The 15,304-nt window shown below is 47.2% G+C and carries 15 protein-coding genes; 10 read left to right on the forward strand and 5 right to left on the reverse strand.

The features are described 5' to 3' along the window. Window positions 1–239 (forward strand): GH36-type glycosyl hydrolase domain-containing protein (locus tag QZL69_RS10740; RefSeq protein ID WP_330361772.1); only part of this gene is annotated, 239 nt, incomplete at its 5' end. Between the two features lie 36 nt (window positions 240–275). On the opposite strand, the gene mnmA is transcribed toward QZL69_RS10740, so the two are convergent. Next, window positions 276–1,388: a tRNA 2-thiouridine(34) synthase MnmA gene (gene mnmA, locus QZL69_RS10745; protein ID WP_022215209.1), complete on the reverse strand. Its 1,113-nt coding sequence runs from the start codon at window positions 1,386–1,388 to the stop codon at window positions 276–278. Between the two features lie 222 nt (window positions 1,389–1,610). On the opposite strand from mnmA, the gene QZL69_RS10750 reads away from it, so the two are divergent. The 4 genes from QZL69_RS10750 to QZL69_RS10765 all read left to right on the forward strand — a co-directional run bounded on the left by QZL69_RS10750 (window position 1,611) and on the right by QZL69_RS10765 (window position 4,592). Further along, window positions 1,611–1,748, forward strand: coding sequence for a hypothetical protein (locus QZL69_RS10750; RefSeq protein ID WP_022215210.1), 138 nt, complete (start codon window positions 1,611–1,613; stop codon window positions 1,746–1,748). A 209-nt stretch (window positions 1,749–1,957) separates the two neighbouring features. Continuing rightward, entirely contained in the window at window positions 1,958–2,884 is a 927-nt protein-coding gene (locus QZL69_RS10755; protein WP_022215211.1) for a MetQ/NlpA family ABC transporter substrate-binding protein, read from the forward strand. Between the two features lie 45 nt (window positions 2,885–2,929). After that, complete coding sequence (locus tag QZL69_RS10760; RefSeq protein ID WP_022215212.1) at window positions 2,930–3,940, forward strand: methionine ABC transporter ATP-binding protein; 1,011 nt, start codon at window positions 2,930–2,932, stop codon at window positions 3,938–3,940. Then, window positions 3,930–4,592, forward strand: a complete 663-nt coding sequence (locus QZL69_RS10765; RefSeq protein ID WP_022215213.1) for a methionine ABC transporter permease — start codon at window positions 3,930–3,932, stop codon at window positions 4,590–4,592. Before QZL69_RS10760 ends, QZL69_RS10765 begins: the two co-directional genes overlap by 11 nt. 275 nt (window positions 4,593–4,867) lie before the next feature. Here the strand turns inward: QZL69_RS10765 and QZL69_RS10770 are convergent, their stop codons facing one another. Then, window positions 4,868–6,580, reverse strand: coding sequence for an ABC-ATPase domain-containing protein (locus tag QZL69_RS10770; RefSeq protein ID WP_022215214.1), 1,713 nt, complete (start codon window positions 6,578–6,580; stop codon window positions 4,868–4,870). 280 nt (window positions 6,581–6,860) lie between these two features. Between QZL69_RS10770 and QZL69_RS10775 the strand changes: the two genes are divergently transcribed. The 5 genes from QZL69_RS10775 (at window position 6,861) to QZL69_RS10795 (ending at window position 13,285) form a co-directional block, all read left to right on the forward strand. Next, window positions 6,861–8,252: an aminopeptidase gene (locus tag QZL69_RS10775; RefSeq protein ID WP_022215215.1), complete on the forward strand. Its 1,392-nt coding sequence runs from the start codon at window positions 6,861–6,863 to the stop codon at window positions 8,250–8,252. Between the two features lie 58 nt (window positions 8,253–8,310). Next, window positions 8,311–9,027, forward strand: a complete 717-nt coding sequence (locus QZL69_RS10780) for an ABC transporter ATP-binding protein (protein WP_022215216.1) — start codon at window positions 8,311–8,313, stop codon at window positions 9,025–9,027. Next, on the forward strand, window positions 9,024–10,847 hold the full coding sequence (locus QZL69_RS10785; RefSeq protein WP_022215217.1) for an efflux RND transporter periplasmic adaptor subunit: 1,824 nt from the start codon (window positions 9,024–9,026) through the stop codon (window positions 10,845–10,847). Before QZL69_RS10780 ends, QZL69_RS10785 begins: the two co-directional genes overlap by 4 nt. Continuing rightward, on the forward strand, window positions 10,847–12,079 hold the full coding sequence (locus tag QZL69_RS10790; protein ID WP_022215218.1) for an ABC transporter permease: 1,233 nt from the start codon (window positions 10,847–10,849) through the stop codon (window positions 12,077–12,079). Before QZL69_RS10785 ends, QZL69_RS10790 begins: the two co-directional genes overlap by 1 nt. Before the next feature lie 186 nt (window positions 12,080–12,265). After that, window positions 12,266–13,285, forward strand: a complete 1,020-nt coding sequence (locus QZL69_RS10795) for a hypothetical protein (RefSeq protein WP_022215219.1) — start codon at window positions 12,266–12,268, stop codon at window positions 13,283–13,285. Between the two features lie 261 nt (window positions 13,286–13,546). Here the strand turns inward: QZL69_RS10795 and sdaAA are convergent, their stop codons facing one another. The 3 genes from sdaAA to QZL69_RS10810 all read right to left on the reverse strand — a co-directional run. Continuing rightward, entirely contained in the window at window positions 13,547–14,416 is an 870-nt protein-coding gene (gene sdaAA, locus QZL69_RS10800; RefSeq protein ID WP_022215220.1) for an L-serine ammonia-lyase, iron-sulfur-dependent, subunit alpha, read from the reverse strand. An 18-nt stretch (window positions 14,417–14,434) separates the two neighbouring features. Beyond that, the gene (sdaAB, locus tag QZL69_RS10805; protein WP_022215221.1) at window positions 14,435–15,103 is read right to left on the reverse strand and encodes an L-serine ammonia-lyase, iron-sulfur-dependent subunit beta; all 669 of its coding nucleotides are present in this window, start codon (window positions 15,101–15,103) and stop codon (window positions 14,435–14,437) included. Between the two features lies 1 nt (window position 15,104). Beyond that, window positions 15,105–15,304: cation:dicarboxylate symporter family transporter (locus QZL69_RS10810; RefSeq protein WP_330361773.1), on the reverse strand; the 200-nt coding region annotated here is incomplete at its 5' end.

Raw genomic sequence — 15,304 nt, forward strand, 5'->3', positions numbered from 1 at the left:
TCGGAAGAGGAGACCGCGCATTTGAAATTTACCGCAAGATCTGTCCGTCCTGCATCGAGGAGATCAGCGACATCCACAGAACGGAACCATATGTATATTCACAGATGGTGGCAGGAGCAGATGCACCGCGGTTTGGCGAGGCAAAAAAAAGCTGGCTGACAGGGACCGCAGCGTGGACGTTTGTGAATCTGTCGCAGGAACTTCTCGGAATCCAGCCAGATTCCTCTGATCCCCGGTAAAAAAGAATATCATGTAATCGTACAGATGGGCTGAAATTAATTGGTGGAAGCGACTGCTTTTGCTGCGGCTTCTTCGCTGAGGATCGTTCCTCCGCCAAGTACCATATCTCCGTCGTAGAGAACGGCAGCCTGTCCAGGTGTGACAGCTCTCTGCGGCTCCTGGAAGGTGATCTTGATGAGATCGTCTCCAAGCTGCTCAACAGTTGCTGGCTGTTCCGGCTGACGGTAGCGTGTCTTGACTTTGCACTGGATCGGTTTGTCCAGATGATCCCATGGGATCAGGTTGATATCGTTGATATAGCAGTAATTACTCATAAGGTCATCCTTACCTCCGAGGATGACCTTATTGGTATCCAGGGATTTGCCGCAGACATAGAGAGATTCCGGTGCGGAAATACCAAGACCACGGCGCTGACCGATGGTGTAGTGGATCTGACCTTTGTGTTTGCCGAGGACTTTACCTTCTTTGTCAACGAAGTCGCCAGGTTCGGAAGCCTGTCCGGTGTACTGCTCGATGAAGGACGCATAGTCACCGTCCGGAACGAAGCAGATATCCTGGCTGTCCGGTTTGTCAGCATTGATGAAGCCCTGCTCCTGCGCGATCTGTCGGATTTCTTTCTTGGTGTAGGTGCCGAGCGGGAAGAGTGTGTGGGCAAGCTGATCCTGAGTCATGGCGTAGAGCACATAGCTCTGATCCTTGGTCGGGTCGAGTCCTTTCCTGAGGATAAAACGTCCTGTCTCCGGATCCTGCTCTCTGCGTGCATAGTGACCGCTTGCGATATATTCACAGCCAAGTTCTCTTGCCTTATCGAGAAGGGCGGAGAATTTCAGGAAACGGTTGCAGTCGATACACGGGTTCGGTGTGCCTCCGTGGAGATAAGTATCTGCGAACTTATCAATGACGCTTTCGTGGAATTTCTCCTGCATGGGAAATACGTAATAAAGCATGCCGAGACGTGCGGCAACACTTCTGGCATCCTCTGTATCGGAAGGAGTACAGCATGCCCGGTGTCCAGGATAGCTGCACTGTGGATTATCATAAAGCTTCAGAGTGGCACCGGCGCAGTCGTAGCCCTGCTGAACCATCAGATAGGCTGCAACACTGGAATCAACACCGCCGCTCATGGCAATGATCGCTTTTTTATTCATAAATTTTTCTCCTGTTGATTGTAGATTGGATTGTAGAGTGATTTAATTTATGGTATCATTATAAGAAATCAGTGTCAAGCAATGAGGAGACGCGCTCCGGGAAAAAAATAAAAAATGTGTTGACATTGTGAATGAGACATGTTATATTCAACCTATCGGAGAAATGGGTAATACATTTTCCGAATGAAATTTATCACAAGTAAGTAAAAAGGAGGAAGAATCATGTTTACAGGAAATGCAGTTCAGAGAGAAGTCATGTGTATGATGGATCAGGAGATGTGTATGGACATGTGCATGTCTATGTTTTGCTGTACTTCTATGTATCGGATACTTCCTGAGATATCTGCCGACCACGTATAAGAGATGACAGATACCGAGATGTAAATAAAGCATTTTTTAATGCCGGACAGATTGCATGAACAGGGAGGATCCAGAGGACTTCCTGTTATTTTTTTATGAATAAGAGTCCCGGGAACGGATAGACACATGCAGGAGGTCGCAGCCACTTACAATTGAATAAAGAAAAAATTAAAAATCAAAAATAAAAGGAATAAGAGAGGGAAAGAACTATGAAAGCAAAAAAAATCATCACATTATCACTTACAGCAGCACTGGCAATCGGAGCACTCACAGCAAACGGCGTGATCGTAAGCGCTGACGCAGAGAAAGGAACCATCAAAGTAGCAGCTTCCGCAACACCACACGCAGAGATCCTTGAAGAAGCAAAACCGCTCCTTGAGGCAGAAGGATGGGATCTGGAAGTTACTGTATTTGATGACTATGTACAGCCAAACCTTGTAGTAGAGAGCGGAGATTTCGACGCAAACTACTTCCAGCATATCCCATATCTTGATAACTTCAACGAAGAGCAGGGAACACACCTTGTAAATGCTGGCGGAATCCACTACGAGCCATTCGGAATTTACCCGGGGACAAAGGAAACTCTTGATGATCTGGAAGACGGCGACACCATCGCAGTTCCGAACGATACAACAAACGAAGCAAGAGCACTTCTTCTTCTCCAGGACAACGGAGTGATCACTCTGAAAGACGGAGCAGGACTTGAGGCAACTGTTAAAGATATCGAAGAAAACCCGAAGAACATCAAGATCGAAGAGCTGGAAGCAGCACAGGTTTCCCGTGTCAAAGATGAAGTTGCATTCGTTGTATTAAATGGTAACTACGCACTGCAGGCCGGATATTCTGTATCCAACGACTCCATCGCACATGAAACTTCTGATTCTGAAGCAGCAAAAACTTATGTAAACGTAATCGCAGTCAAAGAAGGAAATGAAGACAGCGAAGCGATCAAAGCACTGGTAGATACTCTGAAATCTGACGAGATCAAAGATTTCATCAACGAGAAATACGACGGAGCAGTTGTTCCATTCGAAGATTCTGCAGATGACACAGAAGAAGCAGCAGACGAAGCTAAAGATGAAACTGCAGATGCAGACGCTGAAACAACAGAAGCAGCAGATGAAGAAGCAGAATAATTTAAGTTCAGGATGTTCATTAAGGGACAGGGGGAAATGATCTAAATGGAACCGATGATACAGGTAGAGAACCTCTGCAAGCGTTTCAACACCAAAGGTGGAACGGTAGAGGCAGCCAAAAACATCAGTTTTTCCATCGAAAAAGGAGAGATCTTCGGCATCATCGGTCTCTCCGGTGCAGGCAAGAGTACTCTGGTACGATGTCTGAACCTCTTGGAAAGACCAACGTCAGGAACAGTCAGAGTCAATGGCAAAAATCTTACGGAGCTCTCAGAAAAAGAGCTCCGTAAAGAGCGTCAGAAGATAGGAATGATCTTCCAGCATTTCAATCTGCTCATGCAGAGAACCGCACTGGATAACGTCTGTTTTCCAATGGAGATCGCCGGGATCAAGAAGGCAGAGGCACGTAAGAAAGCTCTGGAATATCTCAGGATCGTAGGACTTGAGGAGAAAGCACTTTCTTATCCGTCACAGCTTTCCGGCGGACAGAAGCAGAGAGTTGCGATCGCGAGAGTGCTGGCAAGTGATCCGCAGATCCTTCTCTGTGATGAGGCGACCAGTGCGCTGGACCCGCAGACGACCAAGGCGATCCTGGAACTGATCAAAGAGATCAACAGGGATTATGGGATCACTGTAGTTGTCATCACACATGAAATGAGTGTTGTACAGGAGATCTGTGACAAGGTAGCAGTTCTGGAACGCGGAGCTCTTGTAGAAACCGGAACAGTAGAAGAACTTTTCCGCAATCCAAAGACAGATGAAGCCAAAAAGCTGGTATTCAGCGGAAGGACCCAGATCCAGGAAATGAAGGGCAAACGTCTGGTACGTGTAACGTTCCAGGAGAAATCTTCCTTCGAGCCGGTGATTGCAAACCTGGTCCTTACTTACCGGACACCGGTCAACATTCTGTATGCTGATACCAAGAACATTAATGGACAGGCACAGGGAGAGATGATCCTGCAGCTTCCCGAGATCGAGGAAGTGGCGAATAAGATGATCCAGTATCTCAGAGATATCAATATGGGCGTAGAGGAGGTGAGCTCAGATGTGGGATAATGCAACAATTACGATGCTGCTGGAAGGCACAAGAGATACGTTATACATGACGCTTGTCTCCACATTTTTCGGATATGTTCTGGGGCTCCCTCTTGGAATCCTGCTTGCAGTTACAGACAAAGAAGGTATCCGTCCAAATGCACCATTATATAAAGTTCTGGATGTGATCGTAAACATCCTCAGAAGTATTCCGTTCCTGATCCTTCTGATCCTGGTGATCCCGCTCACCAAGCTGATCGTGGGTCAGAGTTACGGTTCCAGCGCAACGATCGTTCCGCTGGTGATCGCTGCAGCACCGTTCATTGCACGTATGGTAGAATCTTCCCTCAAAGAAGTTGAGCCGGGTGTGATCGAGGCAGCAGTCAGCATGGGCGCAGGAACAGGAACGATCATCTGGAAAGTCCTTCTCGCAGAGGCAAGAACTTCCCTCCTCGTAGGAGTTACCATTGCAGTCGGAACGATCCTCGGATATTCTGCTATGGCAGGAACTGTCGGCGGTGGCGGTCTCGGTGATATCGCGATCCGTTATGGATATTATCGTTATCAGACAGACATCATGCTGGTTACGATCGTGATCCTTGTCGTTCTTGTACAGATTCTTCAGGGACTTGGCATGATGCTTTCCAGAAAATTAGACAAAAGAAAAGCCTGAAATTTATAATTATGTTAGAAATTTTATAAATTTATTAGAAAAAGGACAAAAACTCCTCACATTTATATTGTAAGATGTAATTGTCTTAAAGGAAAAGCCTTTTAAGACCTCCGGTAACACTTCAATGCCGGGAGAGTTGCCGGAACTCTTTCCTTTCCCTAAAAATAAAACAGAACTTTAAACTGCCGCCGCCTGACAAGATTCGTCGGGCTGGCGGCAGTTTTAAGGTTGTGCTGGATATCAAGGGAGGTGCTGCAGGTGCCTCCCTTGATCATTTATCTTCGGTAGCGGTTAAAGCAGGAGTAGATTTCCTGGATCCTTGGCATGGCATATCCACATGGGATATAGGAGCCTTCTGACAGGAAGGAAAGTCCTTTGTGCTTTAACTGATCTGCAAGGTATTTTACAATATCGTCGATCATGCGGGTGCCGTCGGCGAGTTTTTCTATCGTGTATTTGAGGAGCAGTCCAAGGGCTGCTGTCTGTTCTGTGTCGATCAGCTGCTCGATGTAGCGGAGATCGACATCCTGTTTTCCGATCAGGAAACCATCTTTTCCATGTACTTTTATTTTGAGCTGTTCCGGTCGGCCGGCGTTTCTTCCGTGAGAACGGATCGAGGGAGTCTGTTTTTGCATGATGCGATGGCTCTCCGGGAATCTGAATTCCGGGGCTTTGACGGGATTCAGAGGATACTTTCCACATAATGCCATGACTTTTTCGGAGATATCCACAGGATGATAGGAATCCATCTGGATAATCGTGTCTGCAATGTGGAAAAATGCTCCGGAACTTCCGGCTACGAGGATTGTGGATATCCCGGCCTTTTTATAAAGATCTTCGGCACGTTCAAGAAATGGGGTAATTGGTTCTTTTTCTCTGGATATCACTTCCTGCATGAAAGTATCACGCACCATGAAATTTGTGGCAGACGTATCTTCGTCCAGCAGGAAAACTCTGCTTCCAGCCTCCATTCCTTCTACGATGCCAGCCGCCTGGGAGGTACTTCCACTGGCGTCTTCCGTGGAAAAACAACGAGTGTCTTTCTTATTCGGAAGATCATTGATGAACAGAGAGATATCTACATCTTTAATAAAACGTCCGTCTTCGGAGCGAAGTTTCAGCGCGGTATCGTCTGTGATGATGTATTCGCGGCCGTCACCGGAAATATGGTTGTAGACGCCAAGCTCCAGGGCATTCAGAAGCGTGGATTTGCCATGATAGCCGCCGCCCACGATCAGAGTGATCCCCTCAGGGATTCCCATGCCGGAGATTTTGCCTTTGTGCGGAAGATCCATGGTGACGCGCAGAGATTCCGGTGAGGTAAAAGGAATGGAGACTTTCATTGGACGAGAGGAAATGCCGCTTTCTCGTGGAAGAATGGAGCCATCTGCGACAAAAGCAACGAGATTTCGTTTGGCAAGCTGGCTTCGGATATAGGTCTGGTCTTCGGCGAGAAAGATAGTCTGTTCCAGTTCTTTGTGATTGATATTTCTGTAAAGGAAAGCTTTCTGCACGCAGACCGGGAGAAAGTCGAAGAGGATTTTTTCCAGCTCAGTGGCATTAATCGTTCTTCCGTTGGCCGGAAAACCGATGAAGAAACGGGCAGTGATCCCTTTTTCTGTGATCTCGCAGGCGGTCCGCTCCAGGATTTCCTGCCCACAGTGACTCACCGAGATCAGACCGCTCTTGCCGGAGCCTTTGGCACGGAAGGTGTAGTGGCTGACCTGTTTTTCAAACTGTCTGGTAAGATAATCAGACAGCGTGATGCGGGTAACATGATCGCTATAATATTCCCGTGGAAATCCCGCAGTTTTGTGCGAAATCCGTACACTGATATGAGAAGGCGAAGCAAAAGGATCCCCCTGTACGTGGTCGATTGAGAGGATATAATTGTCAAACTGGTAACTGCCTTTCAGAGATTTATAGGCAGGATAACTCTTTCTGTGGACAGAATGCAGAAGATTCTGTAGATCGGTGGATTGCTGCATGTAGATGACCTCCATAATCATAAAATAAATACGAATTGTAGTTTGAATATGAATAATATTATTGTAACGGCGGAGGCGAATTTTTCAAGAAAAATTTGAGAAAACTGTGAAATAAGTAATGGAATTCTTATTTTTTGATTAAGAATTGTGAGGATTGTAGAAATATGGAAGTATTTGATTTATAATGTGGGAGATATGCAGAATTGCGGGAGCTGCTTGCAGCGGAGCAATTCGTTAATATCGGAGTAAATTAATCAATCGAAAGGTGGTTTTATATATTATGGAAAGAAAAAACGCATGGCTTTCTTATGGAGAATCGGATGAGAAAGAGATGGAGAAACTTACAAAGGATTACCGCGCATTCCTTGATGCAGGCAAGACAGAGCGTGAATGTGTGACGGAACTTGTCAGAGAAGCAGAAGCCAACGGATATGTCAGCCTTGAAGCAAAACAGGCAGCAGGCGAGAAGATCCAGCCGGGAGATAAAGTATATGCAGTCGGAATGAAAAAGATCATGGCACTGTTCCACGTAGGCCAGGAACCGCTGGAAAAAGGTATGAACATCCTCGGCGCACACATCGACTCCCCACGTCTCGACGTAAAACAGAATCCTCTGTATGAAGACACAGACCTTGCATACCTCGATACCCACTACTATGGCGGTGTCAAGAAATATCAGTGGGTAGCTCTTCCACTCGCGATCCACGGCGTGATCGCAAAAAAAGACGGCAGCGTAGTCAACGTTACCATCGGTGAAGATGAAAATGATCCGATCGTATACATCACAGACCTTCTGATCCACCTTGCAGGCAAACAGCTTCAGAAAAAAGCAGCCGAGGTCATCGAAGGTGAAAATCTCGACATCCTGATCGGAAGCAGACCGCTCAGCGAAAGCACCGATGAGAAGAAAAAAGAAGCAGTCAAATCCAATGTTCTCCGTATCCTCAAAGAGAAATACGATGTAGAAGAGGAGGATTTCCTTTCAGCAGAGCTTGAGATCGTTCCGGCAGGCAAGGCACGTGACTGCGGTCTGGACAGAAGCATGGTAGCCGCATATGGACAGGATGACCGCGTATGCGCCTATACTTCCTTTGTCGCAATGATGGAAATGGACGCACCGAAACGCACAAGCTGCTGTCTCCTGACAGACAAAGAAGAGATTGGAAGCGTCGGCGCAACCGGAATGCAGTCCAGATTTTTTGAAAATACCGTTGCAGAACTTCTGGATGGAATGGGATGCTATTCTGATCTGGCACTCAGAAGAACTCTCCGCAACTCCAGCATGCTTTCCTCTGATGTAAGCGCGGGCTATGATCCGGCTTATGGAGAATGCTTCGAGAAAAAGAATGCTGCATATCTCGGAAGAGGCATCGTGCTCAATAAATTCACAGGAGCAAGAGGCAAATCCGGCTCCAACGATGCAAATGCTGAATATGTTGCGGAAGTCCGCAGGATCTTTGACGACCATCAGGTTGCATTCCAGACTGCAGAACTTGGCAAGGTCGATGTAGGCGGCGGTGGAACCATCGCATATATCGCAGCCCTTTATGGAATGAACGTGATCGACAGTGGTGTGGCAGTCCTGAGTATGCATGCTCCGTGGGAAGTTACAAGCAAAGCCGATATTTACGAAGCAAAGAAAGCATACAAGGCATTTTTGCTTGATGCATAATAAGATATCTGAAACAGTAATAAATCAGGCTCCATGAAGGGGCACCAGAGGAGGATTTATGGACAACGATACACTGATCAAAGTAGAAGACTTATGCAAGATTTACAATCCTGGAGAAAACGAAGTGCGTGCTCTGGATCATGTGAGCCTGGAGATCAAAAAGGGAGAACTGGTAGCGATCATTGGACAGTCCGGTTCTGGCAAATCCACGTTTATGAACATGCTCGGATGCCTTGATGTTCCAACTTCCGGCAGATATTATCTTAACGGAACAGATGTGTCCGAAATGACGGACAATGAACTCTCAGAAGTGCGAAACCGTGAGATCGGTTTTATCTTCCAGGGCTTTAACCTGATCGCAAATCTGAACGCGATCGAAAACGTAGAACTTCCCCTGATCTACAGAGGCACAGACAAGAAAACAAGACACCAGCTTGCCGTAGATTCGCTCAAACTGGTCGGTCTGGAGAAACGTATGGATCATAAGCCAAGTGAAATGTCCGGTGGTCAGCAGCAGAGAGTTGCGATCGCGCGAGCCATTGCCGCACAGCCGCCGGTGATCCTGGCAGATGAGCCGACCGGAAACCTGGACTCCGCATCCAGCAGGGAGATCCTTGCGATCCTCAAAAAGATGCACAAGTCAGGACGAACCGTGATCCTGATCACACATGACAATGGAATTGCGGCTCAGGCACGCCGTGTGGTACGTATCATGGACGGAAAAATCGAATCCGACACAATAAATGAGGATTTTGACCAGGAGGCAGAGGCATGAAGAAGAAAAAATCCAAAAAGAAACTGCTGATCGGTGCAGGCGTGATCGCAGTTGTGGCAGTGGGCGGCGTATCTGTCCTGGGAGGCAGGTCATCCGGCGAGGAGGCAGTTCCACAGGTTGAGGTGGTAAAAGCCGAGATCGGTGATGTCCAGCAGACCGTGGAGGCAAGCGGAACTGTAGTCAGCGAAGAATCCAAGACATATTTTTCTCCGGTGAATGCCAAAGTAGACAAGGTCGATTTCAAAGAGGGCGACACCGTCAAAGCCGGAACAGAGCTGGTGGCTTTTGACAAAAAGGATCTCGAAAGAGAGCAGAAAAAAGCTGATCTGAACGTAGAGTCCGGGAAATTGGACATGACCAATACGATCAACAAATCGGACAAGGCAGTTCAGAAACAGAAAGATGCCGCAGGTAATGCGTCAAGCCTGAAACAGCAGGTGGCAGCGCAGGAAGATTATGTGGCGAGCCTTAAGGCACAGATTTCTCAGGTAACAGCCAATGCACAGGCACAGGCAGCAGCAGAATCTGCAAGAAAAGCAGCCGAGGCGCAGGCCGCCCAGGAAGCTGCACAGCAGAAAATCCAGCAGGAATATGCAGCCGACCTCAGTACATATCAGAACAAAACACTCCCGGCATATCAGAATAAGCTGAATGAACTTAACAATACGATGAATCAGACTCTTCAGGAATACAATCAGTCCGAGAGTGAGTATCAGATGGCTTTTCAGACCTGGTCGGGGGATCAGACGGACGAAAATGCAGATGCACTTTCCATTGCAGAACAGTTACGGAGTGAGTCACAGATTGCATATCAGGACGCAAAGCGTGACTACGAAGATTATAAGGCACAGAAGCCGGAAGCACCGGTGTTATCTGATTACACAGGAGAAAGTTCTGCAATCGTGTCAGATGGAACCAAGACAGAAACATCCTCTGATTTTTCGGATACTACAGAAACAGCGACAGTAACAGCAGATACCTCTGCTCTGGAATCTGAGCTGGAAAAAGCCAGCAGCGATCTTGCAGAGCTCCAGTCCAAACTGTCCAGTGAAGAAGCAACTGCAGAAGCAGACCCGGGAGCTGTGACCGAAGAAGAAAAAGAAAAAATGGAGATCACCAACAACCTCGCAGAACTGGATCAGATGTCAGCCAAGGAACTTGTAGAAGCAGCCAAAAAAGGAATCCACGCAGATTTTAACGGCGTAGTGACAAAGGTTGCTGTTGTGGAAGGCTCTACAACAGCACTTGGTACAGAACTTTTTACTCTGCAGAATACAGATAAAGTAGATGTAACGGTAAACATTTCCAAGTATGACTACGACAAGGTTCAGGAAGGACAGAGCGCACAGATCACACTTGCAGGAAAAACATACGAAGGCGAAGTTATCAAGGTCAGCCACATTGCGACGCAGAATGAAAAAGGTGCATCCCTGATCTCAGCAGACATCCGTATCAAAAATCCGGACGAAGATATTTTTCTCGGCGTAGATGCCAAAGTAACGATCCAGGCACAGAAAGCAGAGAACGTTGTCGTTCTGCCGTCCGAAGTTGTCAACATTGGCAAAGAGGGTTCTTTTTGTTATGTCCTTGAAGATGGCGTGATCACCAGAAAAGATATCACAACAGGTATAAGTTCTGACGATTATATCGAGGTAACAGATGGCATTGAGGCAGATGAACAGGTGATCCGTGATATCGGTTCCCTGCAGGAAGGAATGCCTGCACAGGCCGTGGATGCCAGTGCGGAAGGCGTTGATGGAGCAGATGCTGTTCCTGCCGATGCAGAAGATGTGGTTACAGAAACAGAAGAAGGTGCTTGATGGGTGGAGTGTATGAATATATAAAAATGGCAGTCCAGAACATCCGTGCAAATAAAGGACGTTCTTTTCTGACCATGCTTGGAATCATCATAGGTATTGCCTCGGTTATTGCGATCGTTTCTATCGGTGAGGGAACCAAGAATCAGATGAACAGTGAGATCGACGGGATCGGTGCCGGTAAGATCGCGATCAGCGTCAGCAGTGATGCCATGACAGAGGACGAATGGATCACACCGGAAGATGTGCAGGAAGTCCGTAAACTGGATGATGTAGAGGGAGTCAGTGTTTCAAACAGTTATGACGGTGAGACTGTGACTGGCAAGGGTACTTTTTCTATTATGTTAACCGGCGAGGGCCCGGATGCCAAAATGATCAATAACTCTGAAATGAAATACGGAAATTATTTCGGAGAGCAGGAGACCGAGGAGGGCAAAAACGTCTGTGTCATTTCCGATTCCGATGCCAAAAGACTGTTTGGCACAGATGATGTCGTGGGTATGAGCCTTGATATCACCTGTTATGATTCTTCCAAATCATTTCGTATCATAGGTGTCACGACTCAGAAAGAAAATGGAACTTTTGTAAGTTATACTTATGATGGAATGCCGGTTACGGTGAATATCCCGTATTCATCCATGGATGATCTGGTCGTAGGGTCTGATGAATTTTATTCGATCACTGTCCAGGCAGACAAAACACAGGATTCCCAGGGGATTGCAGATCAGATCGTTCACCTGCTGGAAAAACGCCATCAGTGTGCCGGAGAAGATTATTTCCAGGTTGAGAGTTTCCAGGATATCATGAAATCTATGAACGAGATGCTTGGCATGGTCACTACTTTTATTTCTTTTGTGGCCGGAATTTCTCTTCTTGTCGGTGGAATCGGTGTCATGAATATCATGCTTGTGTCTGTCACAGAGCGAACGAGGGAGATCGGTATCCGTAAATCTCTTGGAGCCAAGACTGCTTCTATCATGCTGCAGTTCCTTGCAGAAGCAGCGATCCTGACAGTCATCGGTGGTCTGATCGGAATCCTGCTCGGTGTGCTGGCGGCATATGGAATCTGTACGGTCATGAGTAACAGTATGGGAATGGCAATCTCACCGGGGATCAGCCCGACAGTCGTGCTGGCAGCGACTTTGTTCTCCTGCGCGGTAGGTGTTTTCTTTGGAATCTACCCTGCAAGAAAAGCCGCAAAACTGAGCCCGATCGAGGCGCTGAGACGAAATTAAATATAACGAAGATCCTTCATCTTTCCCGAGGTGAAGGATTTTTTGTGCAAAAAATGTGACCGATTTCATAAAATCTCCTTATTTTTATCACATAAAGGTCACAAATCCAGCCTATATTGTTAGCTGTAAGCAACAGAAAGCAAAACAAAAAATCAAAATTAAAATAGAAGAGAGGAATTGATTATTATGAAACGTAAATATGCAGCAATGGTATTAGGACTGACAATGGCACTGACTTCTGTAAATATGGCATATGCAGCAAGTGATACTGCTGAGACAACAGAGGCTGCAGCAGAGGACGAGAGCGCAGATTCCACAGATACAACTACAGATGAGGCAGAAGCTACAGAAGTTTACGGTGAAGTTACAGAAGTCGGAGAGGACAGCATTACGATCAATGTAGGAACTCCAAAAGAAGGACAGCAGCCGGATGGACAGGACCCGAAGGGTGAAAAACCAGAGGATGGCAAAGATGAGAAGGCAGATGATTCCAAGGACGAGAAAGCTGACGACAGCAAAGATGAAAAAGCAGATGATTCCAAAGATACAGAGGAAAGCACAGATGAGTCCGCAGACACAGAAGCAGCAGACGAATCTACAGAAGACAGCACAGACGAGGCAGCAGCTGATGAGAAAGATGCAAAAGTTCCAGATGACAAGGGCGAAGCTCCATCCATGCTGGATCTGACAGGAGAATCTCAGACGATCACAGTAACAGACACTACAACTTACGAGAAGGAAGCTCAGCCAGAAAAACCGGACGAAGCACCGGCAGATGATCAGAAAGCAGATGATTCCAAGGATGCTGACAGCGAGGACGCCAAAGCAGACGACACAGACTCTACAGATGAGTCCGCAGACACAGAGTCCACAGATGAAACAGCAGACAGCGACAGCACAGATGCAGGTGCTGCAGATGAAACAACAGACGAATCCGCAGATGCATCTGACAAAGATGCAAAACCAGACGATACAAAAGCTCCGGAGATGAAGACAGAAGCAATCGCATTCTCAGACATCAAAGTTGGTGATACCATCAAAGTTACTCTTGATGCAGATGGAAATGCAACAGCAGTTGTTGTAATGAATGCAGGTGCACCAGAAGCAAAAGAAGATGCAGCACCGGCAGATGACAAGAAAGATGACGCATCCAAAGACGACAGCGAAGCTGCAGAGACAACAGATGACAGCGCTGACGCTGAATAATAAAACAGTCGACATTATCTGAATTTGACGTAGAAATCCGCATAATTAACAGGCAGGTACTGTTCACAGGTAATATCCCGCGAGGTGTTTTGCCATAGATATGGCAAAATCCCGAGACATACGGGGCAAAATGCTATCACCGAAGGTGATGTGGAATGCATTTTGACCAATACTGTGAACGTAGTGAACAGTATTTGACAGACAAAATGACCGGGAGAGTTTTTGATCCCGGTCATTTGTCTGTCTTGATATCAGTAAATATCACCCGCACATATGGCAGGATTCGCAAGCAGACGGCGCGGTTGCACAGCCGCCAAGTGCAGTTTCTCTCAATTCAGTAGGAAGCTTTTTGCCTACGGTGAACATGATCGTGATCATTTCATCGAGAGGGATAAGCTGTGTGATGCCTGCGAGGGACATTTCCGCAGCGACCAGTGCAATCGCAACACCGGAAGCATTTCGGTTCTGGCACGGATATTCCACCAGACCGCCAACCGGGTCACATACAAGCCCGAGCATGTTCATAAGCACGGTAGAAGCGGCGTAGGTACACTGCAGTGGCGTACCGCCCATCAGTTCTGTAGCGGCAGAAGCGGCCATGGCAGCTGCAACACCTGTCTCTGCCTGACAGCCACCGACAGCACCGGCAACGGTTGCATTTCGCATGGCAAGATATCCGATCGCACCAGCATTAAAAAGTGCTTTCTGGATATCCTCGTCAGAGAAATCATAAACTTCCTGAAGTGCAAGAAGAAGTCCCGGAACGATACCGGCAGAGCCGGCAGTAGGAGAGGCTACGATCAGTCCCATGGAAGCGTTTGTCTCCAGAGTCGCCATTGCGTAGGTGATTGCTTTTTCCAGGACATTTCCACAGATCCCTTTACCGGAAGCAAGATGCCTGGAAAGCTTCTGTGCTTCACCGCCGATCAGTCCGCCCATAGATTTGACAGGGGTTTTGACCGGGGAAAAAGCGGCATCTTTCATGATCTCAAGGACACGTGCCATCCGTGAATTTACACTCTCGTCGGTCGTCTCACCGACAATAATCTCCCTCTGGCGCATGATCTCAGAGATCGGAAGCTGATGATCCTGGCAGAGCGTCAGAAGTTCTTTTGTATTTTTAAAATCCATGATAAAAAATCTCCTTCCTTACATCTGCACGATCATGACTTCGTGGATATTTTCGTGCTGGCGGATCGTGACTCCGATATCCTCCGGAAGACGTCCGTCAGATTCCACGATCGTATAGGCGATCTCGCCTTTGGATTCGCGGAAAAGACGCATAAAAGCGATGTTTACGTTTCGGTCGCTGAGGCATTTGGTGATGTATGCCACAACGCCCGGTTTGTCCTGATGAGTTACGATCACGGCACTGTATTCGCCCGTGAAATCAACCTGTACGGAATTGATCCTTACGATGCGGACTTTGCCGCCTCCGAGAGATTCTCCGCGGACGGTCATTTCCTGACCGCTTTCGTTGACCATATGGATGTCAACAGTGTTTGGATGGATATCTGTTTCCAGCTCATTTGGCGTAAAGGTGAATTCGAGTCCTTTTTTTTCTGCAATCTCAAAGGAGTTGCGGATACGCATATCGTCTGTGGAAAATCCCATAATACCACCGAGCAGTGCGCGGTCAGTACCATGTCCTTTGTAAGTTCTGGAAAAAGATCCATACAGTGTAAATTCAACTTTTTTCAGTGGACCATTGATCATTTTCTGTGCGAGAAAACCAATGCGGGCAGCTCCGGCTGTGTGGGAGCTGGAAGGACCGATCATGTTTGGTCCCATTACATCAAATACGCTGATAAAAGACATTTTAATTCTCCTGTGGCTGTGGTGTTTTTAAGATAAATTTCTTATAAATAGTGTCTACGATGATACCGATAGCGTTGTCACCGGAAATGTTGCAGGCTGTTCCGAAGGAATCCTGTGTGATGTAAAGTGCAACCATGATGGCGCAGATCGCGCCTTCCGGATCTCCGGCTTCTGCGCCGAATACCATGTACAGGAACGGAA

Origin of the sequence: Blautia sp. CAG:237 (assembly GCF_000436615.1) — a bacterium.
Classification (GTDB): Bacteria; Bacillota; Clostridia; order Lachnospirales; family Lachnospiraceae; genus Blautia_A; species Blautia_A intestinihominis.